The organism is Paenibacillus sp. MER TA 81-3, from assembly GCF_023713585.1.
In the GTDB taxonomy this organism is placed as follows: Bacteria; Bacillota; Bacilli; order Paenibacillales; family Paenibacillaceae; genus Paenibacillus_B; species Paenibacillus_B profundus.
On record NZ_JAMAWB010000008.1, the window covers coordinates 293,355 to 314,269 of the forward strand.

The 20,915-nt window shown below is 48.6% G+C and carries 20 protein-coding genes and 1 other RNA gene; 19 read left to right on the top strand and 2 right to left on the bottom strand.

Features of this window, described 5'->3' with window-relative positions; genetic code table 11:
* The first annotated feature begins 20 nt into the window (after positions 1-20).
* From dnaG to rnpB, 6 genes are all read left to right on the top strand, one after another.
* Positions 21-1,865, top strand: a complete 1,845-nt coding sequence (gene dnaG / locus M3650_RS14060; protein WP_019422484.1) for a DNA primase — start codon at positions 21-23, stop codon at positions 1,863-1,865.
* 35 nt (positions 1,866-1,900) lie between these two features.
* Complete coding sequence (gene rpoD / locus M3650_RS14065; RefSeq protein WP_019422483.1) at positions 1,901-3,031, top strand: RNA polymerase sigma factor RpoD; 1,131 nt, start codon at positions 1,901-1,903, stop codon at positions 3,029-3,031.
* Positions 3,032-3,127: 96 nt separating this feature from the next.
* Entirely contained in the window at positions 3,128-4,027 is a 900-nt protein-coding gene (locus tag M3650_RS14070) for a hypothetical protein (RefSeq protein ID WP_251575604.1), read from the top strand.
* Positions 3,975-4,748, top strand: a complete 774-nt coding sequence (locus M3650_RS14075; RefSeq protein WP_251575605.1) for a tRNA (adenine(22)-N(1))-methyltransferase — start codon at positions 3,975-3,977, stop codon at positions 4,746-4,748. Before M3650_RS14070 ends, M3650_RS14075 begins: the two co-directional genes overlap by 53 nt.
* Complete coding sequence (locus M3650_RS14080) at positions 4,724-5,839, top strand: Nif3-like dinuclear metal center hexameric protein (RefSeq protein ID WP_251575607.1); 1,116 nt, start codon at positions 4,724-4,726, stop codon at positions 5,837-5,839. The genes M3650_RS14075 and M3650_RS14080 overlap by 25 nt, the downstream gene beginning before the upstream one ends.
* 54 nt (positions 5,840-5,893) lie before the next feature.
* Positions 5,894-6,293, top strand: an RNA gene (gene rnpB, locus M3650_RS14085) — RNase P RNA component class A.
* A gap of 172 nt (positions 6,294-6,465) precedes the next feature.
* Here the strand turns inward: rnpB and M3650_RS14090 are convergent.
* Positions 6,466-8,379 (bottom strand): S8 family peptidase, encoded by a 1,914-nt coding sequence (locus tag M3650_RS14090; RefSeq protein WP_019422479.1) that lies wholly within the window; start codon positions 8,377-8,379, stop codon positions 6,466-6,468.
* Between the two features lie 323 nt (positions 8,380-8,702).
* Between M3650_RS14090 and M3650_RS14095 the strand changes: the two genes are divergently transcribed.
* The 12 genes from M3650_RS14095 to M3650_RS14150 all read left to right on the top strand — a co-directional run bounded on the left by M3650_RS14095 (position 8,703) and on the right by M3650_RS14150 (position 18,622).
* Complete coding sequence (locus M3650_RS14095) at positions 8,703-9,200, top strand: YpuI family protein (protein ID WP_251575609.1); 498 nt, start codon at positions 8,703-8,705, stop codon at positions 9,198-9,200.
* 135 nt (positions 9,201-9,335) lie between these two features.
* Positions 9,336-9,545, top strand: a complete 210-nt coding sequence (locus M3650_RS14100) for a DUF1540 domain-containing protein (protein ID WP_019422477.1) — start codon at positions 9,336-9,338, stop codon at positions 9,543-9,545.
* Between the two features lie 67 nt (positions 9,546-9,612).
* Positions 9,613-9,969, top strand: coding sequence for a hypothetical protein (locus M3650_RS14105; RefSeq protein ID WP_019422476.1), 357 nt, complete (start codon positions 9,613-9,615; stop codon positions 9,967-9,969).
* Between the two features lie 239 nt (positions 9,970-10,208).
* Positions 10,209-11,375 carry a cysteine desulfurase family protein gene (locus M3650_RS14110; protein WP_251575611.1) on the top strand — a complete coding sequence of 389 codons (1,167 nt, stop codon included), beginning with the start codon at positions 10,209-10,211 and terminating at the stop codon, positions 11,373-11,375.
* Between the two features lie 128 nt (positions 11,376-11,503).
* Entirely contained in the window at positions 11,504-12,805 is a 1,302-nt protein-coding gene (thiI, locus tag M3650_RS14115) for a tRNA uracil 4-sulfurtransferase ThiI (protein ID WP_251575613.1), read from the top strand.
* A 57-nt stretch (positions 12,806-12,862) separates the two neighbouring features.
* Positions 12,863-13,531, top strand: coding sequence for a TerC family protein (locus tag M3650_RS14120; protein ID WP_233695323.1), 669 nt, complete (start codon positions 12,863-12,865; stop codon positions 13,529-13,531).
* 275 nt (positions 13,532-13,806) lie between these two features.
* A complete protein-coding gene (locus tag M3650_RS14125; RefSeq protein ID WP_251575615.1) occupies positions 13,807-14,295 on the top strand; it encodes a glutamate synthase in 489 nt (162 codons plus the stop codon).
* 123 nt (positions 14,296-14,418) lie between these two features.
* Positions 14,419-16,266: a translational GTPase TypA gene (gene typA / locus M3650_RS14130; RefSeq protein ID WP_251575617.1), complete on the top strand. Its 1,848-nt coding sequence runs from the start codon at positions 14,419-14,421 to the stop codon at positions 16,264-16,266.
* A gap of 39 nt (positions 16,267-16,305) precedes the next feature.
* A complete protein-coding gene (locus M3650_RS14135) occupies positions 16,306-16,590 on the top strand; it encodes a YlaH-like family protein (RefSeq protein WP_019422470.1) in 285 nt (94 codons plus the stop codon).
* Positions 16,591-16,646: 56 nt separating this feature from the next.
* Entirely contained in the window at positions 16,647-16,928 is a 282-nt protein-coding gene (locus tag M3650_RS14140) for a hypothetical protein (protein WP_233695324.1), read from the top strand.
* A gap of 12 nt (positions 16,929-16,940) precedes the next feature.
* Positions 16,941-18,065 (top strand): LCP family protein, encoded by a 1,125-nt coding sequence (locus M3650_RS14145; RefSeq protein ID WP_251575619.1) that lies wholly within the window; start codon positions 16,941-16,943, stop codon positions 18,063-18,065.
* 104 nt (positions 18,066-18,169) lie between these two features.
* Positions 18,170-18,622: a pyridoxamine 5'-phosphate oxidase family protein gene (locus M3650_RS14150; RefSeq protein WP_251575621.1), complete on the top strand. Its 453-nt coding sequence runs from the start codon at positions 18,170-18,172 to the stop codon at positions 18,620-18,622.
* A gap of 68 nt (positions 18,623-18,690) precedes the next feature.
* On the opposite strand, the gene M3650_RS14155 is transcribed toward M3650_RS14150, so the two are convergent.
* On the bottom strand, positions 18,691-19,224 hold the full coding sequence (locus tag M3650_RS14155; RefSeq protein WP_251575623.1) for a YhcN/YlaJ family sporulation lipoprotein: 534 nt from the start codon (positions 19,222-19,224) through the stop codon (positions 18,691-18,693).
* A 153-nt stretch (positions 19,225-19,377) separates the two neighbouring features.
* On the opposite strand from M3650_RS14155, the gene M3650_RS14160 reads away from it, so the two are divergent.
* Positions 19,378-20,712, top strand: coding sequence for a PhoH family protein (locus M3650_RS14160; RefSeq protein ID WP_019422465.1), 1,335 nt, complete (start codon positions 19,378-19,380; stop codon positions 20,710-20,712).
* The last annotated feature ends 203 nt before the right edge of the window (positions 20,713-20,915 follow it).

Consider the following 20,915-nt stretch of genomic DNA (forward strand, 5'->3'; position numbering starts at 1 on the left):
TAAATGAAGGTGGTTGGACGATGAGCGGATACGGACTTATTCCTGATGAAGTAAGGGATGAAGTGTTAAAGCGCAACGATATTGTGGATATCGTCGGCCAATATGTTCATTTGTCGAAGCACGGTAAATATTTGAAAGGGCTGTGCCCGTTCCACTCGGAAAAGACTCCCTCGTTCACCGTTACTCCGGAGAAGCAAATCTTCCATTGTTACGGTTGCGGCAAGAGCGGGACGGTCATTCAATTCATGATGGGGATTGAAGGTTACTCCTATCCCGAAGCGATGAAGCATTTGGCGGAATTGTCACACATTCCGATTACATGGGGTGCAGGAACTGTAACTGAGCGCAATCCGCAAAATGAAGCGAAAGACTCTCTTATAAAGGCGCATGAATTGGCCGCCAAGCTGTATCATTATATATTAATGAACACTTCCCACGGTCAAGAGGCGCTTCTTTACCTGCGTGGTCGAGGCATCAACGACAAATTAATTGAACAGTTCCAAATCGGATATGCACCTCCGCAGTGGGATACGCTCGTGCAGCTGTTGGAGAAACGGGAATTCGATCTCTCCTTGATGGAGAAAGGCGGTCTGGTGTCCGCAAGACATAACGGCAGTGGTTACGTTGATCGTTTTCGTGACCGTATTATGTTCCCGATCTGGGACCGGAACGGACATGCTATTGCATTTGCAGGCCGAATAATGGGCGACGGACAGCCCAAATATTTGAACTCCCCGGAAACGATGCTTTTCAATAAATCGAAGCTGGTATATAACATGCATCAAGCAAGAACACATATAAAGCGCACCGGACAAATCATTTTGTTCGAGGGGTATGCGGATGTAATTCAAGCTTGGGATGCAGAAGTATGCAACGGAATTGCGACGATGGGAACGGCACTTACCGGAGACCAGGTAACATTGATGAAACGGATGGCCGACAGCGTGACGTTATGCTATGACGGTGATGATGCCGGACAAGCGGCTGCCCTCAAGGCGATACCGCTGCTCGAAGAAGCCGGTATACATGTGGCTGTGGCGATGCTTCCCGATCGAATGGACCCGGATGATTATTTAAAAACGCACGGAGCAGAACGGTTTAGACATGCGATAATCGAAGCTGCTGTCACTCCCACCAAATTCAAGCTTATATCTTTACGCCGAAATCATATACTGCTAGAAGATGATGGAAAACGGCGTTTCAAAGATGAAGCGATAAACGTCATCGCCAGGGTTGCTTCCCCTGTCGAACGGGAGATGCATCTGAAGGATGTAGCATTGCAGCTTGATTTACCTGGAGAATCTTCGCTTGATTCGTTAAAGCAAGAATGTGCTAACATTCGCCAGAAACTGCAAAAAAAGAACGAACACGGGGATAATCATGACAATTGGTGGAATAATGTTAGGAATGATAATCGAAGTATTGCCCCGCCTACGTTAAGACCAGCTTATGTGTATGCAGAGCGCAGCTTGTTAGCATTAATGTTTCAAGATGTAGAGGTCGCTAATTACGTGGAGCGGAATCTTGGCGAACAATTCAATGTAGATGATCATGCGGCACTTGCTGCTTATCTATATGCCTATTATGCGCAAGGCAAGGAACCCGATTTTAGTCGGTACTTGGCAACACTGCAAGATGATCGCTTGGAGAAGGCCGCTGCTTCCATATCGATGGCAGAAGCGTCCCTTCGTTACGATACAGATCTGTTAGATGATTATATCGATCAAATTCTTAAAGTACCCAGACAGCGTGAAATCGAGCGTAAAAGAGAAGAGATGGTGCAGGCGGAACGTTCCGGCCAAGTATTACGCGCGGCACAAATTGCACAAGAAATTATAGCCCTAGAGCAAGAACTGAAGCGTTAGCAGGAGGAGGATTCTAGGGAGGAGGGAGTCGGAAAATGGCGAATGATCAACATACTGGACTAGACACGGAAACAGCTTTGGAGCATGTGAAGGACCAGTTGATTGAACTCGGTAAAAAGCGTGGAACGCTTACCTACAAAGAGATTGCCGAGAAAATGTCGACGTTCGAGCAAGACCCGGAGCAGATGGATGAGTTCTATGAGCAGCTTTCTGATTTGGGAATTGAAGTGGTAAACGAAACGGATGATGGGATGGGCAATCGCGGGAACGGAGAACGTGACCAAGACGAACAAGATGATTTTCATTTTGATGATGACTTGTCTTTGCCCCCGGGCATCAAAATTAATGACCCTGTCCGGATGTACTTAAAAGAGATCGGCCGTGTTCCGCTCTTATCAGCAGAAGAAGAGATTGAACTCGCTAAGCGAATCGAGCAAGGGGACGAAGAAGCGAAGAAGCGCTTGACAGAAGCCAACTTACGGCTAGTCGTCAGCATCGCAAAGCGCTATGTCGGTCGCGGGATGCTGTTCTTGGATTTGATTCAAGAGGGCAATATGGGTCTCATTAAAGCGGTAGAGAAATTCGATCATAGCAAAGGATACAAATTCAGCACGTATGCAACATGGTGGATTCGTCAAGCAATTACGCGAGCGATTGCGGATCAAGCGCGTACCATCCGTATTCCGGTACACATGGTCGAGACGATCAACAAGTTGGTACGTGTCTCCCGTCAATTGCTGCAAGAGCTGGGGCGTGAGCCGACACCGGAAGAGATTGCAGCAGAGATGGAGCTCAGCGTTGAGAAAGTACGCGAAATAATGAAAATTGCACAAGAACCGGTCTCCTTGGAAACACCGATTGGGGAAGAAGATGATTCGCATTTAGGGGATTTCATCGAGGATCAAGAGGCGCTGGCTCCGGCAGATGCAGCCGCTTACGAACTGTTGAAGGAACAGCTGGAAGACGTATTGGATACGTTGACGGAACGTGAGGAGAATGTGCTTCGTTTGCGTTTTGGTCTTGATGACGGCCGTACACGCACCCTTGAAGAAGTGGGCAAAGTGTTCGGCGTTACGCGTGAGCGGATTCGCCAGATTGAAGCGAAGGCTCTTCGTAAGCTGCGCCACCCAAGCCGCAGCAAACGCTTAAAAGATTTCCTTGAATAAAACTTTCGACGAGACCTTCTGACGCGCATGCTTGCGCGCTGAGGGTCTTTTGCTTAGAAGCTGCAAATCCGAAAGCGATAGGGGGTGTGTAGCAGAATGGAGCCGCAGCAACGTCAATGGATGAAGCAAGAAATCGCCCGCTGGCGAAGCAATCGCTTGTTACCGGAGGTGTATTGCGATTTTCTGGATCGGCTGTACGAACTTCCGGAGAAAACGTCTGATACAGCTTCCTCCACCACTTCGCCAGCTTCGTGGGTGGAACGTATCGTATCGATGTCTGCCAAACGATGGTTTACTGTATTTTTCATTTCTGCCTTGATTTGTATTGTTGGATTTTATTTTACCGTTTTTGCTCCTTCAATGCAAATTAGCGTTGTGCTGTGTATTGCGCTGCTGTCTATTTTTATCGCTGCGCGGGGAAGAAAGAGGAAGCCGGCCCGGGCCAAAGGATATGCGATTATCGGCTGTGCAGCTGGCAGTGCAGGCGGAATACTCATCCTTTATATGCAAGGTTGGAGCGAATGGTGGAGCGTGTCAATTTGCTGTATGACAGCGGCCCTTCTCTGGCTGTTCTCGGGTTGGCTAATTCGGAGCGGCTGGATGCAGGGTATGGGCTGGTTAGGACTTGCGTTAACGTATGCTCAAATATTGCGCACCGCGATGACCGATATCACGTTATTAGAAAGTCAGTGGCTCTGGCTGCCGGAGTGTGTGCTGATTGTATGGTTGGCTTGGGCGGTGCACCGTTTCTCACAGTCTGCGGCAGCCGGTATGCTGCTAGGCGCCATTATTTTGTGGTTTATGCCAGAGTTGATCTGGGTAAACGGGCTCGTCTCAACACAGACCGTGCCTGACAATGAACTGTTATTCGTGTTACTTGTTAAGCTTTTTATTTTTTTCTATTTTGCTTATTACTTTAGAAAACAGTGGGTGAAGTGGTTACGTGAACATCAAACTGTCAAAACGACTGCAATGGATCGCGGATTGGGTGCCTGAGGGCAGCCGATTAGCAGATATCGGCTCGGATCATGCACTTCTTCCCGTCTATCTGGCCAAGCATAAGCGCATTTCGTTCGCGGTCGCAGGCGAAGTCAATCAAGGACCTTTTGAAGCAGCCCGCCGCCAAGTACAAGGGGCCTGTATGGAAATGATAGTAAATGTCAGACATGGCGACGGTCTATCCGTAGTGAAGCAAGGCGAAGTCGATTGCATTACGATAGCCGGCATGGGCGGAAGCTTAATTGCAACTATTTTATCTGCGGATCCGAAAAAGCTGGAAGGAGTTACACGTCTTATCCTACAGCCGAACGTTGGCGAAGACATTGTGCGCCGCTGGCTGCGTGAACAGGGATGGGCGCTGGTGCAGGAACACATTCTCGAAGAAGACGGCAAAATTTATGAGGTGCTTCTTGCAGAACGTCTGGCAGACAGACAATTGCTGGAAGAGCATAATGAACGATTGTATAAGACTCGACAATTGCCATGCGGTATTGCGTTAACCGAAGACTGGCTGTTCCTAATGGGACCTTTGCTCTCGCTCAATCCCTCATCTGTATTTGTGCAGAAGTGGGAGCATGAACTTGGAAAATGGGAACGTGTGCTGCGAACGATGGAGCAGGCGGAGACGGAAGAAGCGAGGGAGCGCCGTATAGCATTTGCAAAGAAACAAGCGGAAATGGAGAGGATCGTAGCATGTTTGCAAACGCTCAAACGATAGTTCAGTGGATGGAGCAGCTTGCCCCCAAATCTATGGCGGTGGAGAATGACCGTATTGGCTTGCAGCTCGGTTCGATTAGGAAGGATGTATCACAAGTGCTTGTTGCACTAGACGTGACAGATGAAGTCGTGGATGAGGCAATACGCTTGCAAGCAGGGCTTATTATTGCACATCATGCGATCATTTTCAGGCCGCTGGCTCATTTGCAAACAGATACACCTGCAGGAAAGCTGTATGAAAAGCTAATTAAGCATGATATTGCAGTCTATATTTCACATACGAATTATGATGTTGCCGTAGGCGGAATGAACGACCTGATGGCGAATCTGCTGCAGTTGACAGATGTAAAAGTATTGGAAACGCTCCAGCATGAGCCACTGCAGAAGCTCGTCGTATTCGTTCCGGAGACGCATGCACAACAGGTGCGTGCTGCCATTTTGGATGCGGGTGCGGGACATATCGGGGATTATAGCCACTGCAGCTTCAATCTAAGCGGTACAGGGACGTTTCAGCCTCAAGACGGCACGAACCCGTATATCGGGCATGCCGGCAAGCTGGAAGAGGTTAAGGAATCACGTATCGAAACGATTGTGCCAAAATCGATAAAAAGCCGCGTCCTGCAGGCCATGTTGAAATCGCATCCGTATGAAGAAGTGGCATACGATTTGTATCCGGTTGATCTTCAGGGGACGGCTTATGGATTGGGACGAGTTGGCAAGCTCGAGGAGTCGGTCACGCTGCAAGAAATGGCGGAGCGCGTAAAATCAAAATTCGCTGTGCCGCACGTTCGGGTAGTCGGCGACCTCACTCGACCGGTTCGCAAAGTAGCTGTGCTGGGTGGCTCCGGTTCCCGCTATGTCCGGCACGCACTGTTCCACGGAGCAGACGTGCTCGTGACTGGAGACATTGATTATCATACTGCGCATGATGCGTTGGCAGCAGGCCTTTCCATCATAGACCCAGGACATAATGCCGAGAAAATGATGAAAGCGGATGTGACAGGCCGTCTGCAAGCATTAGCGGATGAGCGAGGAACCCAGACTAGTTTCCATGCATCTACCGTATGTACCGAACCATTTCAATTTTTGTAAAACTTGTTGGTTGAGTTTCAGGCCCGAACCTAGTATACTAACGAATGTTGACGGAAAGTTTGACAGACAATCGCTGGTGGCGCAAGTCACGAGAGGAAAGTCCGGGCTCCGTAGGGCAGGATGCTGGATAACGTCCAGTCAGCGCAAGCTGAAGGATAGTGCCACAGAAATGGACCGCCGATGGCCGCTTATGCGGTACAGGCAAGGGTGGAACCGTGGTGTAAGAGACCACGAGGAACGCTGGTGACTTCGTTCCTGGTAAACCCCATCTGGAGCAAGACCTAATGGGACGCAAGCCCGCTAAGGGCAACCTCGGCCCGAGGAGCGTCTGGGTTGGTCGCTGGAGCTGTACAGCAATGTACGGCCTAGATAGATGATTGTCACTTATTAGTGGAAGGGTAGCTCCCGCGATACCACGATGAGTACAGAACCCGGCTTACGGCAAACTTTCCGATGCTATCACGTAGATATGCTACCAGAACATCTTCGTGATCATAATTGGATATCATGAAACTTAAGGAGCTTGTCCCGACAGTAGATAAATACACTTGAAGGACAGCTCATTTTATTGCAACAAAAAACGGTGGAGCAGGAGATTATTCCTGCTCCACCATTTTGCGTTGTGATTACTTAATAAATTGTTCAATCGCCAGCTTTAATTGCCGGTTAATATTTTGCGGGAACAATGACAGCGACGTATTGCCTTGCTCGGCCATACTTAACGCCCTTGCCACATCAACGAGACCGTATCCAAAATATTGATCCTTGCCCGGTGACCCGAGATCTACGACGCTTTGGCGCATAATGTCGTACACCTCGGTATTTTTCAACCCCGAATTGACCGAGCGGATGAGTGCCGCAAGCGCCGATACGTGCGGACATGCCATAGATGTCCCCGATAGCGCCGCATATTGGTTGCTCGGATAGGTGCTCGCGATGGATGAACCTGGTGCGACTACATCGACATAGTTGCCGTAGTTTGAAAAAGAAGCCCGTTTCTGGTTCTCATCCGTAGCGGAGACGGCAAACACTTCCGGATAAGCGGCAGGATACCCTGGTCGTTTTGTGTTATCATTGCCGGTTGCGGCAATGAGCACCACATCGCGATCAAAAGCATATTTCACTGCGTCATGCAAAAACGCACCGTCTACATAGTTGCCAAGACTAAGATTGATGACCTTGGCCCCATTGTCTGTAGCCCATATAATTCCCTCCGCTACAGAGTATGACGTTCCAGAACCGTCGCTGTCCAACGCTTTAACAGGCAGGATTGGGTTATACCAGGTCATGCCGGCGACTCCTTCGCCGTTGTTCACAGTTGCTCCGATGATGCCTGCAACGTGTGTGCCGTGGCCGACGTCATCCTGCGGGGGATTATTCGGGTCGAAGACGTTGTAGCCCTTTAATAACTTGCCCTGCAAATCCCGATGCTTTAAATCGACGCCTGTATCCACAATCGCAACAATGACATCCTTTTGCCCTTTCGTCATCGACCAGCCGCGGTTGGTATGAATGCTCGGCAAGTTCCATTGGTAAGCCTTGTAGAGTGCGTCGTTCGGTTCTTCCACAGCTACGCCGATGCCCTCATTATCCGTATTTAGCGGCAGTTGGCTTGTCGGCGGGGATGATCTGAGCGAATTGTTCCCATTCGTCATATACAGAAAATGAGGCTCGATATAAATGGGATTAAACTGCGAGAAATACTGCTGCATCTGCTCGGCCGTCATCCGTTTCGAACGAAACACGTAAGTGTAACCAAGCTTGCGCGGGTGTTCGCATCCGGTATCCTTAATCATTTGCTTCATTTGTTTCATATCCGGGTCTTTTCGGAAGCGGACGACGATTTCATTTTGATAATAGTGGCTAGTACCTGCGTTGTCTTCACCATCCTGTACCTTTACATCCCGCATGGAAGAAGAATCGACTGATTTGACCCGATATTTGGATTCCGGCGGGTAAGGAACGAGGCGTAAGTTTTTTTGTTGATGCTTCCGCACTGTTTGTACGACGTGCTGATTGATCAGAGCGATAATGCCATGATCGGAATGTGGGGATGGAATTCCCATCACCACATGATTTTTACCGTTAATCATCAGCTCAGGCGACGTGTATGATTGACGCTTCGTAACATTGGTCTTCGCGGATTGAATATAGTCTTTCACTCGTTTATTGGTTTGCCATGACTCATCTTTTGGAAGTTGACCCTTCACCCATTCTGTGGATTTGCCCATATCGACCCATTTCACATATACAAAATGAGGGTGTGACTGCATGAATTCGTCAGCCAATGCATGCATCTGCTCTGGCGATTGCTGCTTCCACTCCGTTAGCGCAACCTCCATGTCCCGTCTCGAGTCCATAGCGAACAATCGCCCTGTAAACAGCATATCCTGTTGTAATATTTGGTGTTTGGCGTTCTTTTCCTGTGACGCTGTTGTCATGCCGTTCGAATGAGAATTGCGATCCGATGACCATAACAGCGGCAGCGCGAGCACTGCTACACCGAGTGCAAAAGCCCCTACCACATATCGACGTTGCATTCATGATTCCTCCCTGTAGCATGCCGTGTCCATTTCTGCCATATTGGATCTTGGTCCGCAGAAACAGCGGGTACTAAACCTCTTTTAGCTATAGCTTGAGAAGACGGCTACAAATTTATACCGTACTGCGTGGCAGCCAAACATTGGTTGGAAAGGATTCATTTTTGTGGTAGGATGATGGAGGTAAGATAATCATTCCAGTCATATGAATCAACAGCGCCCCTTTTCATCACGAAGCATCGCAAGATGTGTCATTCGGCATCGAATCTTGCACCTTCTCGGAGTTGGAAATTGACCTTTTGAACATGCAAGGAGGAGCTCTCATGCCAGCATCCAATGTGAAGCAACTGTGTGAAGTCTCAAGAGACAGACTGAAATATGCAATTGGTAAGCTTGAAATGTTTTTGAATGAGTATACGCTGCCGCAGATCGTCCAGAACGAAGATATTGAGTCGGTCAGCTTTTATAAAGGTTTTTTGACAGACTTGCGTCATGTGCTCGTTTTTTCCGAAGATTGCTACGAGCGTTTGGGCGTGACACTGCGCAGAGCCAATTTCGATGAAAGGTTTGCCGAACGGGTTCTGTATGACGTATATCACCAATGTGTGAATGCTTTCTTTTATCCGAAGAATGAGTGCTACTCTGAAGATGGACGCTATGCTTATACTGGTCAAGATGCCATTCGCTTCCGCATGAAGCCGGTTCGGATGGTCAGAGATGTCGTGTTGGACATAACGAAAGGGTTCGAAGAGCTGCGCGATGAATTAGCCTATTATGAAAGTGATTATTTGACGCAGCGCCGGATGCAGAGTCAGAAATAGATGCTATCTAAATTATGCAGTAATACGAAGAAGCCCCATGTTTGCCAATGGGGCTTCTATTTCGTTAGAAGTTGGCACTCAATTGCAGGATACCACGCGTCATCCCCGGACATCATGTAATCGGAGGTGATTGCTGTGATTGAAAAACCGTTAGTTAAATGCAGTGTTTCCAATTGTAAGTTCTGGGGCAATTATCGTTGTCAGGCGGAAGAAATTATGATCGACATCGACAAGCACGCCAATGCGTCACACAATGAAGAATTTGGGAATGAATTTGGTGCGGATCATAAGGATACCGCTTCCAAATCGTCCGTGACATGTTGTCAGACATTTGTGGAGAAATAAGACGTTAACCATTTTGGCGGCAGTCAACAGCTCCGTTTGCACTGTACCCAGCAAGGAGTGAGAGTCGATGGCAAGTCATAATAAACGCCATGCCCGTCGCTTGAAGCGTCAGCGAGAACGCAAGATACAAGATGAAAATCATGACGTTGAATTTGCTGCGGAAGCGGGGACGCTGCCGCTCGGCGAGGCAAGAAATGATACGATCGAGCGAACGCAAATCGATCATTCTTCCGGAGTGGGCACGCTGGCCATTATTTTTTCAATCATTTCTCTTATTTTATTTCCGATTGCATTGGGATTAAGCGGCGCTGGGTTAGGCGTGCTCGCTTATATGCAAGGCAGTCGAACGTCGGGGACATTTGCGGTTGTTATTGGATTGTTCTCTGCAATAGTTCGACTGCTGCTCCTTTCTTATTATGCATAAATTTAAAAAAAGCTTGACCCGGCAGAGCCGGCGTCAAGCTTTTTCTTTGTTTGCTGGAAAGCAAAGGGTACCCAGCGTGTTCTAGTCACTGCCACTCCGAAAAATGATGGTGATTTTTATATAAAACGTGTAAAATAAATGAATATGAATCAAACACATGGGGATCAACAACGGCGGAGTGAGAAGTTGGAACTCTAATGCTGCTTTGATCTTTTTTGTTGTGACAAGGAGGGGTTCGCTTGAACTTACCACTGTTGTATTGCGACCATAGTGCGTCGACGCCTCCTCACCCGGACGTCATTCGGACGATTACCGAGGTCATGGAGCAGGTGTATGCTAATCCGTCGTCGATTCATCAAGCTGGCGGCCAAGCGGAACAGCTCATTCGGCGAGCCAGAGAGGTTGTAGCGCGTGCTTTGATCGTTCATGCTTCAGAAGTTATTTTTACTTCAGGGGCGACAGAAAGCAACAACCTTGCCGTATTCGGTACCGCACGCGCTCATGCGATAGATGGCAAGCCTAGACATATGATAGTGTCCGAAGTGGAGCATGCTTCGGTATATGAGTGCTATAAACAGTTGGGACGGGAAGGGATGGACATTACGTATATCCCTGTTGATAAGAACGGATGCGTTCAACCAGAACAAATCGAAGCGGCAATTCGTCCGCATACTATTATGGTGAGCGTGATGCATGTCAATAACGAGACGGGATCTTTGCAGCCTTTAGCGGAAATCGGCAGCGTGTTGAGCCGATATCCGAAAGTCGCCTTCCATGTGGACGGAGTTCAGGGCCTTGGAAAAGTTCCGGTGGATATCCGCCAGTGGGGAATCGACTTGTACAGCTTGTCTGGACATAAAATCGGCGGACCTAAAGGATTAGGGATATTAATTAGACGCAGAGAAGTACCATTGAAGCCACTCTTATACGGCGGCAAGCAGGAGCATGGGTTTCGGCCAGGTACGGAAAATGTGCCAGGCATCGTCGGCCTGGCCAAAGCCATTCGCTTGGCTGCCGAAGGTCAGCCGAACAATTATGAGAAGCTCGTCTCATTACGAGAGCGCGCTTTGAAACAGCTGCGAACGCTTAAACCGCTCGTTATTAACAGTCCTGATATTCCGCTTGCCGCACCGCACATTATTAATGTATCGTTCCCAGGAATGAAGTCCGAAGTAGTCGTGCATGCACTAGAGGAACGGGGGATCATCGTATCGACGCAGTCTGCATGCTCTTCGAAGCTGCACAAGCCAAGCCGTGTTCTCTTGGCTATGACGCAAGATACGTCCAGAGCCTCAAGCGGGATAAGAATCAGTCTGGATGCGAGCTGTTCCGAGCGAGATATCGCCCGCTTAACTGAAGCGTTCTCGGAAGTGACCGAACAATTGCGACCGTTAATGAAGAGATAGAAGTATGTATTCAGAAAGGTCACTTTTTAGCACCGAGAAGCACAAGTTTTCGTAAGAAAACTACATCGGAAGCATTCGCTGGCGAGAACTTCTAGAAGAAAGCATGAAAGGCAGGTAAACAAGCAACTATGGATTACGATATGATTCTTCTGCGTTACGGAGAAATTGCAATTAAAGGGAAGAACCGCAGCCGCTTTGAAAAAGCGGCCTACCACCACGTCAAGGCCGTGCTTGCGCCGTTTCCGCGCACGAACATCATTAAGGAGTACGGAAGATTGTATGTGGAACTGAATGGCGAACCGTTTCAAGATGTCATTGATGTGATGAAGCACATCTTCGGCATCGTTTCGCTCAGTCCGGTAAAACGGGCACCTTCCGAGCTGGAGCCGATTATTGAAACGGCCAAGAAGCTGATGCAAGAAATGAATCCGGGACCGAATACTAAGTTCAAGGTAAACGCACGCCGGGCATGGAAGGCTTTCCCGCATGGATCGCAGGATCTGCAGCACCTTGTCGGCGCGCCGGTACTGCGCGAGTTCCCGCAGCTGAAGGTGGATGTGCATCAGCCCGAAATCGAGCTCCGCGTAGAAGTGCGGGAAGGGTCAACGTATTTATTCAGTGAAGTAATTAAGGCGGCGGGCGGCTTCCCGCTGTCGTCGAATGGCAAAGCGATGCTGCTGTTGTCCGGCGGCATAGACAGTCCGGTAGCTGGTTATCAAGCGCTGCGCAAAGGCTTGGAAGTGGAGGCCATTCATTTTCACAGCTATCCATTCACAAGCGAACGTGCGAAGCAGAAGGTGCTTGACTTGGCACAGGTGCTCGCTAATTATGCCGGACGCATACGTGTACATTTGGTTCCGTTCACTGATATCCAGACTCGGCTGCATCAATCAGGCCATGAGAATTTGCTCATTACACTTATGCGCCGCGCAATGCTGCGCATCTCTACGCAGTTGGCAGAGGAGCGTAAAGCGATGGCGATCGTAACGGGAGACAGCTTGGGTCAAGTGGCAAGTCAGACGCTTGGCAGCATGAATGTGATAGGACGGGTGAGCGATCTTCCTTTGCTGCGTCCACTCGTTGCCATGGACAAGGAGCAAATTATAAGATATGCTGAGCAAATCGGCACATACGACTTGTCGATTTTGCCGTATGAAGATTGCTGTACGCTATTTGTTCCAAAATCGCCTGCAACGAACCCGAATCTCAACGTCGTGGAACGGGTAGAACAATCGATTCCCGAGCTCGAACAATTAATTGCAGCTGCGGTAGAAGGAACGGAAGCGATCATTTTACGAGCGGGTGGACATCCGGATGATGCTATCGTAATTAACGCTAATAAAGGAAAGACTGAACATAAGGAACAACAGGAAATAAATCATAACAGCGACGTGCCAGGCGCAGATTCCACTCACGGCGATTGGTTCTAAAAAATGGTCTAGCCCGTCTTCCTCCAACATAGAACTTAAACAGGGGAGGGACGGGCAGTGGAATCATTGTGGCTGTTAGCTGAAATACTGGTCATTAATCTCGTGTTGAGCGGAGACAATGCCGTCGTTATTGCCATGTCGAGCCAACATTTGCCGGAACCGAAGCGGAAGCAAGCGGTATGGTGGGGAGTGGGCGGAGCCGTGCTGCTGCGCTGCCTCTTGACCGTGGTAGCTATGTGGCTGATCCAAATCCCGCTCCTGAAGGCGGCAGGAGGGCTATTGCTTTTCGTTATCGCCGTACAACTACTGGCGGATCGGAGCCACGCCCACTCACGGGATGGGGCATCCTTCTCTTTATGGAGCGCAGTTCAGACCATCCTGATCGCAGACTTCGTGATGAGCTTGGATAACGTGCTGGCTATCGCTGCAATAGCCAAGGGTCAAATGACCTATATTATTATCGGAATTGCATTGAGCATTCCCATCATTGTGTGGGGCAGCACCATCATTAGCAAATGGCTACAGCGCATGCCTTTATTGATCTTTGCTGGTTCTGGCATCCTTGGATTTACGGCAGGAGAGATGATTGCTTCGGATGAACGGTTGGCGCTATGGATGCCTAGATTGTGGATGAGCTTGCACCACGGGTTCCCGTGGGCTATGGTTGCGCTCGTCATGATCGTTGGTACAGTGATTCGGTATCAGGACCGTATCCGGGTAGACTAAGGTCGGGGCGATTCATTGATAGCACTCTTCCTGTTCCCTTGTCGAATCTGGCATGGCAGGAAGTTTTTTTGTATAAGAGGCCATTGAAAAAGTCACCTTTGATTACGAAGTATAGCTGCTGTTGTTGCCGTTGTTATGAAAGAAACGCTTTTTTTTCGGATGAGGTGGTATTTTTGCGAACTTTCATATACACTAGAAAAAGTAAAAAAAGACGCGAATTGCGTCGTATTATGTCCAACCCATAATGAGCCTTTGGACACATGGGAGGTAGACATATGGCTAAGAATCAACGAGTGATCGGCATCGTTATATTGGTGGCGGGCTTTATTATCTTGTTGGGGAAATGGGGAGCATTCGCCTTTATCGGCGGAACAATGTGGCCGCTCATTCTGTTTGTTATCGGAGTGGCAGTATATGGACTCGTGCGGGCTCGCCTCGCTCCGCCTATTGCGCTGGTACCTGCCGGCATGCTGACGGTGTATGGTCTGCTGTTCATGGCGAGCCATTGGATTCATTGGCGGCTGTTTGGCTTGTTATGGCCGTTGCTGCTGCTTGGTATTGCTCTCGGTTTGTACGGGTACTATGTGTACGATCCACATCATCCTCGCGGGGCCTGGTTAGGTGCGCTCTTGTTCGGAGGAGTAGGCATAGCGATGCTTACCCTTATGTTAGTCTTTGCGGTTGGAACGTATATGATCGCTGTCGCGCTCATATTTGTTGGCGCAGCATTGGTGTTTGGCGGTGTACGCAGCCGCTTCAGATAATATCAATTCAGTCAGTTCATTTGGCACCGTCTACGGAGAAGAGACGCCGCCCTTCGGCGTCTTTATTCTTGGCCGTTTCTGAATGTTAATTTTATCCATAACTAGAAGGGAAAGATTTACTTTATGCAAGAAAGAAATCAAATCCGTAATATCGCTATTATCGCTCACGTCGATCACGGGAAGACGACTCTCGTCGACAAGCTGCTGCAGCAATCCGGAACATTCCGTGATAATGAACACGTGCACGAACGCGCCATGGACTCCAATGATTTGGAGCGTGAGCGCGGAATTACGATCTTGGCGAAAAATACGGCTATTACGTACAAAGATTACTTGATTAACATTGTCGATACGCCTGGACACGCCGATTTCGGCGGAGAAGTAGAGCGCATTATGAAAATGGTTGACGGCGTGCTGCTGGTCGTAGATGCGTTCGAAGGATGTATGCCACAGACGAAATTCGTGTTGCGCAAAGCGCTGGAGCACCAATTGACGCCAATCGTCGTCGTTAATAAAATCGACCGTCCTAATGCTCGGCCTGATGAAGTCATCGATGAGGTGCTCGAGTTGTTCATAGAGCTGGAAGCGAATGATGAGCAACTTGATTTTCCTGTCGTTTACGCATCCGCTCTGAACGGTACATCAAGTCTGGATCCAGAGCCAGAGAAGCAGGATGAGAACATGCAGGCGCTTTATGAGACCATCGTCTCTCATATTCCTGCGCCGCAGGAGAATCCGGATGAACCGTTCCAATTCCTGGTCACGCTGCTTGATTATAACGAGTATATGGGACGCATCGCCATCGGCCGCATTAACCGTGGACGTGTGCGCCAAGGCCAATCGGTTGCCGTTATTAACCGGGAAGGTCAAGTGAAGCAAGCCCGGATCGAGAAGCTGTTCGGCTTCCAAGGCTTGAAGCGCATCGAGCGGGAAGAAGCGGGCGCGGGCGATATTGTTGCCATTGCCGGCATCAAGGATATTAACATTGGAGAGACACTTGCTGACGCTTCTAAGCCGGAAGCACTGCCTGTTCTTCATATCGATGAGCCTACGCTGCAAATGACGTTCCTGGTCAACAACAGCCCGTTCGTCGGTCGTGAAGGAAAATGGATCACTTCGCGCAAGCTGCGCGAACGTCTGATGAAAGAGCTGGAGACCGATGTCAGCCTTCGGGTTGAAGATACGGACAGCCCTGACGCGTTTATCGTATCTGGCCGCGGGGAACTGCACCTTGGCATTCTGATCGAGAACATGCGCCGTGAAGGTTACGAGCTGCAAGTATCGAAGCCTGAAGTTATCATTAAAGAGATTGATGGGCAGAAGAAGGAGCCGATCGAGCGCTTGCTAATCGATATCCCTGAGGATTCTATGGGAGCTGTCATGGAAAGCTTAGGCACAAGAAAAGCGGAAATGGTAAACATGATTAATCAAGGCACTGGACAAATCCGGCTCGAGTTCTTGATTCCAGCCCGTGGTCTAATCGGCTACAGCACGAACTTCCTGACATTGACGCGCGGATACGGAACTATGAACCATGCCTTCGATCATTACGGCCCTTATGTCGGAGGTCAAGTCGGCGGACGTCACCAAGGCGTACTCGTATCGACAGAGACTGGTTCTACGACGCTCTACGGAATTTTATCGGTCGAAGATCGTGGTATTTTATTTGTAAATCCAGGAACGGAAGTGTACGAAGGCATGATTGTCGGCGAACATAACCGTGACAATGATATCGTCGTTAACATCTGCAAGGAGAAGGCGCTGACGAACGTCCGCTCCGCTACAAAAGAAGATACGGTGAAGATGAAGACACCTCGCCTGTTCTCCCTCGAGCATGCGCTGGAATATTTGAACGACGACGAATATTGTGAAATTACACCGTCATCGGTTCGACTGCGTAAGAAAATTTTGAACAAAAGTGAACGTGAACGAGCAGAAAAAATGCGCAAAACGTCCGAATCCCATGTATAATGGGATTTGGACAACTTTGGCAAAGGAGTGACCGTTCACATGCAACAATGGCTGGCATCTCATCCTTATGTTAGCTACTTGCTCATTTTTGTGTTTATTGTTTATATTTTCAACAAAGTGTTTCGCGTGCAAAAGCTGCCTATCCTCAAAGAAATATTCATCTATCTGTTTATGGCGCTGGGCGCATTTATACTGCTTATTTTTCAGATTGATAAGCTGCCCATCGTCCAGTGCCTCTTTGTGGCGGTAGCCCTAATGTTTATGGTGCGTATTCGTTATTTCGTCGAAGCGCGGCGCAAGAAGACGACCGATCAGAGAAACTAGCCGCCCGCTGTTATCCGATTTTCCAGGACAGATAAGAGAAAGGGAGAACGGTTCAGATGATGAAGCTGCAAGTCGCTTTATTTAATTGGCTGCAAATCCACATTGTATCTGAAGCGCGTCCGGACGATCATGCTGCGAAGGAAACGCTTCATTTTTTTGCGGATATATTGAGGGAGGATCATAAGTTGACATCCTTTGAGGCCAGCCTGGATGTAGAACAGGAACAATACGTCATAACGTATCGGTGTGACGGAGAACTTCATAAGCAACAGGTTGAGCGCGAGGAAGCGGAACGTCTATGGACAGATATCGAATGTAATCCGAAATATAGTGGGTAAGTGAGGGAAGATATGAATTCATCGACACCATTGCCACCGAGACAGAAACCGCAGCGGCGTAAGGCATCTAACACTAAGCGGGGAATACCGAAATGGTTGAAGGTGACGCTTATCGTCGTGCTCATTGTATCTATCGGCATCATTTGTTATGCGGGATATTTGCTGCTCTATGCCAATAATAAGCTAGAGAACATATCGACTGTAAGCAAAGAGGGCGGAGGAAGCGGCACGGTGCAAGAAACGTTGTCGCCGACGAAAGAACCGTTCTCGTTCATACTGCTCGGAATCGACTACCGGCCGGAATTGCCGGGACGCCGTACCGACATCGTTATGGTGGGCGCCATGCATCCCGAGACACAGGAAGCGGTTCTTGTGTCATTGCCGCGCGATACTTATTTCGAATTAACGGGGTATACCCCAGACAAGCTGAATCATTATTATCCTAAATTTTTCAATCTTAAAGAGCAAGGCAAGCTTGACAGCCCATCGCCGGAGGATGAAATGAAAGCGATGCTAGGCATGTATTTGGATATTGACATTGACTACGCAGCGGTCATTGACTTTAAAGGCTTCGTCGATGTGGTTGATGCGGTCGGCGGTATTGATGTGAACGTGGATCAGAACATGTGCTACCGTGACCGGGCGGACGGAACGAATATTAATTTGAGCGCCGGCCCCCAAACTCTTGACGGGAAAAATGCGTTGGATTTTGTCCGTTACCGCAAATCAAACTGTCGTCCAATGACGAAGGGAACGTCAGATGGGGATCGGAACGTGCGGCAAAACGCGGTCTTGAAAGAGCTTGTCGGAAAAATGCAAACGTTGGGCGGAATTGCTAAAATTACAGATATTATTGACGCAATGGCGAATAATTTCAAAATTGACATGACGCCAAGTCAAATCCGTAATTCGCTGACGACATATATCGGCATTAATCGGAATGATATTCACTATATGCCTGTCGATGGGGACTGGAAGAGTCCGTATATTTACGTAAACGCAGAGCAATTGGAGCAAGGCAAGCAAGCGTTAAAGGATGTGCTCGCTGGACGATCGTTGAAAGCAGCGCAGCCTGCCGATGGCGATAGTGGTTCGCCAGAAACCGACAGCGACAATACAACAGCTCCTGCGGCGTAGAGGAACACTCATTAGCTTGGGCAAGTGGATAAGTAGATGCAATTTTTTCCTTATGTTATAATACAATAAATTGTAGCCGCGAACTTGTTTAGGAGGTCTGATTGATGTCCGAAAATAACGCTGCACTTCACGACGCTCTATTTGCCCAATTACAACAAGAATCGTTCATTCTGCTTCATACGACCGATGCCGAATCGGGTGGACCAACGACGAGCGCCATATCGTGGGTTCATGCCATTCATGAGCGCAAGCTTCGCATCGCCATTGACTTGCGCTCCCGGTTAGTTGACAACATGAAGCAGCATCGTTCGGTTGCCGTGACGATTTTCGGAACCAATACGGTCACGGCCGTATACGGCCAAGCTTCGCTTATCGAGGAACCGCTGCCGGCAGTTCCTTTGAAGTTGGCTTGCTTTGACATTGATATTACATCGGTCCGCGATGCCATGTTCTATGGTGCGCGGCTCAACGCGATGCCACAATATGAGAAGACGTATGACAAGCGTGCAGCAGATAAGCTGGACGGTCAAGTATTTGAAGCCATGCGAAAAGCCTAGTGTATACACTAGGCTTTTCGTGCGTTATTGGAGCTTGTCCATTTCATCTTGCAGAATGCGGCTGCAAGCTACATCGATTTTTTCATTTTAGGATTTTCCGTATGAGACGGTGGTTGCATTTGCTTTACACTATTAGGCAACTGAGGCACGATACGCCCGATAATGTCGGACAATTCATTCGTAAATCCAGCAATTGGATGACCTTGCTTCGTAGCAGCCGAAATTTCGCGCAATCGTTCATTAATGTCCATATCTGCCGTCACAATCGCATTCGCCCCGTATTTGTCTTTGCTTAATGCTTCGGCCACAGAATATTTGATTGTTCCGACGCGGGAACGTTCTAACTTCGCATCTACATCAATACCTACGATAGCTGTATTACCGAATACAACACAATTGACACCGCGTACGCCGGGAACGTTTCTTGCCAAGGAAGCTAGGTGTTCTTTGACTGCAGCGGCATCCCGAATCGGTTGCTTGGCGTTATTCGCCGTATTCGACTTCGTATGATACGAGTTGCTGTGGGGTGAAGCTTGTTTCTTGGCGGTGCCGCATCCAGCAAGCAGCCCGATGATGAGCATGGCAACAAGCAAACTACGCATATTTCATCGTTCCTTTCTTTGACGTTTGTTAATAAAAATTGCAGCATTGCTACTGGTTATAGTGTGAACGACGTCTACATTTTTTATGTAACACAGTAAGAGGTCGCAAGCCGATACATGTAAGCGATATTGTCCGTGCGAAAGGGAGATCGTATGAATAAAATCTTTGTATTGGATACAAATGTGCTGCTGCATGATCCAAATGCGTTGTTTGCCTTTGGAGCTAACGAAGTTATTATTCCCGCTGTTGTGCTCGAGGAAATGGATTCTAAAAAGCGAAATGCCGATGAAATCGGACGCAATGCCCGCACCGTATCCCGTCAGTTAGACAGATTGAGGGAAGAGGGCCACTTGCACAGCGGAGTGCCGCTTCATAACGGAGGCAGGCTTACTGTAGAGCTAAATCATCGCAGCTTCGTCAGGGTGCAGGAAATGTTCGGAGAGATAACAAACGATAACCGCATATTGGCGGTCGCCCTCAATTATCATTCGGAGCAGCAGCAGACGGATGCTCCCGCTGAAGTGATTCTTGTCAGCAAGGACGTTCTCGTGCGCATTAAAGCGGACGTGCTTGGGCTTCATACCGAGGATTATATATCAGATCGCACTGTACAATCCGGTGATGATCTGTATGGCGGAAGCGTCACCTTGTTCGTTCATCCTGGAGTGATAGATGAGTTCTATTCGTACCGGTTTTTACAAGTGAAGAATCTCCAGCTGAAAACGGCGCTGCAACCTCACGAGTTCGTTATCTTGAAGGATAGTATGGGGACGAGTAAGTCGGCGTTGTTAAAAGTGAATGCGGATGCAAGCAAGCTAGAACCGCTGTTCCTGAGCAATGATCCCGTGTGGGGCATTACTGCACGCAATGCACAGCAGCGCATGGCGTTGGAACTGCTGCTGAACGATGATATCCCGTTGGTGACGATGGCAGGGAAGGCAGGAACCGGCAAGACGTTATTAGCGCTTGCAGCGGGTTTATTGAAAGTAGAGGATGACCGGAAATACAAGAAGCTGCTCATTGCAAGACCGGTCGTTCCGATGGGGAAAGATATCGGTTATTTGCCGGGAGAGAAGGAAGAGAAGCTGCGGCCGTGGATGCAGCCGATATATGACAACCTTGAATTTTTGTTCGACACGAAGAAAGCGGGCGATATTGAGAAAATATTGCTCGGCATGGGCAATATCCAGGTGGAGGCGCTAACGTATATTCGCGGTCGATCCATTCCGGGGCAATTCATTATTATCGATGAGGCGCAGAACTTATCTAGGCATGAGGTGAAGACGATTGTTTCCCGGGTTGGTGAAGGCAGTAAAATCGTGTTGATGGGCGACCCGGCACAGATTGACCATCCGTATCTGGACTCTGCAAGCAATGGACTGACCTATTTGGTGGAACGATTCAAGTCGGAGAGCATTAGCGGTCACATCACTTTGGAAAAAGGGGAACGTTCTCGTCTAGCTCAGTTAGCAGCCGATCTGCTGTAACGAAGCATGGCGATACGGTAAAAAAAGAGCCTTTTGGAATAGTGCCATAGGCTCTTTTTTCTTGACGGATTGTAAAATGAAGTGCGACAGTTACCATTAAATAAAAAAATGGCTCATGATTGATTCGTGTAAAATGGAGTCACCACAACAACCATTACACGGAGGAATCAATCATGAGTTACTCACATTTTAACATGTTCGAA

What these genes read in the sequence shown, in the direction of transcription:
- dnaG (WP_019422484.1), top strand. Translation starts at nt 21, where the DNA reads ATGAGCGGATACGGACTTATTCCTGATGAAGTAAGGGATGAAGTGTTA.
- rpoD (WP_019422483.1), top strand. Translation starts at nt 1,901, where the DNA reads ATGGCGAATGATCAACATACTGGACTAGACACGGAAACAGCTTTGGAG.
- M3650_RS14070 (WP_251575604.1), top strand. Translation starts at nt 3,128, where the DNA reads ATGGAGCCGCAGCAACGTCAATGGATGAAGCAAGAAATCGCCCGCTGG.
- M3650_RS14080 (WP_251575607.1), top strand. Translation starts at nt 4,724, where the DNA reads ATGTTTGCAAACGCTCAAACGATAGTTCAGTGGATGGAGCAGCTTGCC.
- M3650_RS14090 (WP_019422479.1), bottom strand. Translation starts at nt 8,379, where the DNA reads ATGCAACGTCGATATGTGGTAGGGGCTTTTGCACTCGGTGTAGCAGTG.
- M3650_RS14095 (WP_251575609.1), top strand. Translation starts at nt 8,703, where the DNA reads ATGCCAGCATCCAATGTGAAGCAACTGTGTGAAGTCTCAAGAGACAGA.
- M3650_RS14105 (WP_019422476.1), top strand. Translation starts at nt 9,613, where the DNA reads ATGGCAAGTCATAATAAACGCCATGCCCGTCGCTTGAAGCGTCAGCGA.
- thiI (WP_251575613.1), top strand. Translation starts at nt 11,504, where the DNA reads ATGGATTACGATATGATTCTTCTGCGTTACGGAGAAATTGCAATTAAA.
- M3650_RS14125 (WP_251575615.1), top strand. Translation starts at nt 13,807, where the DNA reads ATGGCTAAGAATCAACGAGTGATCGGCATCGTTATATTGGTGGCGGGC.
- typA (WP_251575617.1), top strand. Translation starts at nt 14,419, where the DNA reads ATGCAAGAAAGAAATCAAATCCGTAATATCGCTATTATCGCTCACGTC.
- M3650_RS14135 (WP_019422470.1), top strand. Translation starts at nt 16,306, where the DNA reads ATGCAACAATGGCTGGCATCTCATCCTTATGTTAGCTACTTGCTCATT.
- M3650_RS14140 (WP_233695324.1), top strand. Translation starts at nt 16,647, where the DNA reads ATGATGAAGCTGCAAGTCGCTTTATTTAATTGGCTGCAAATCCACATT.
- M3650_RS14145 (WP_251575619.1), top strand. Translation starts at nt 16,941, where the DNA reads ATGAATTCATCGACACCATTGCCACCGAGACAGAAACCGCAGCGGCGT.
- M3650_RS14150 (WP_251575621.1), top strand. Translation starts at nt 18,170, where the DNA reads ATGTCCGAAAATAACGCTGCACTTCACGACGCTCTATTTGCCCAATTA.
- M3650_RS14155 (WP_251575623.1), bottom strand. Translation starts at nt 19,224, where the DNA reads ATGCGTAGTTTGCTTGTTGCCATGCTCATCATCGGGCTGCTTGCTGGA.
- M3650_RS14160 (WP_019422465.1), top strand. Translation starts at nt 19,378, where the DNA reads ATGAATAAAATCTTTGTATTGGATACAAATGTGCTGCTGCATGATCCA.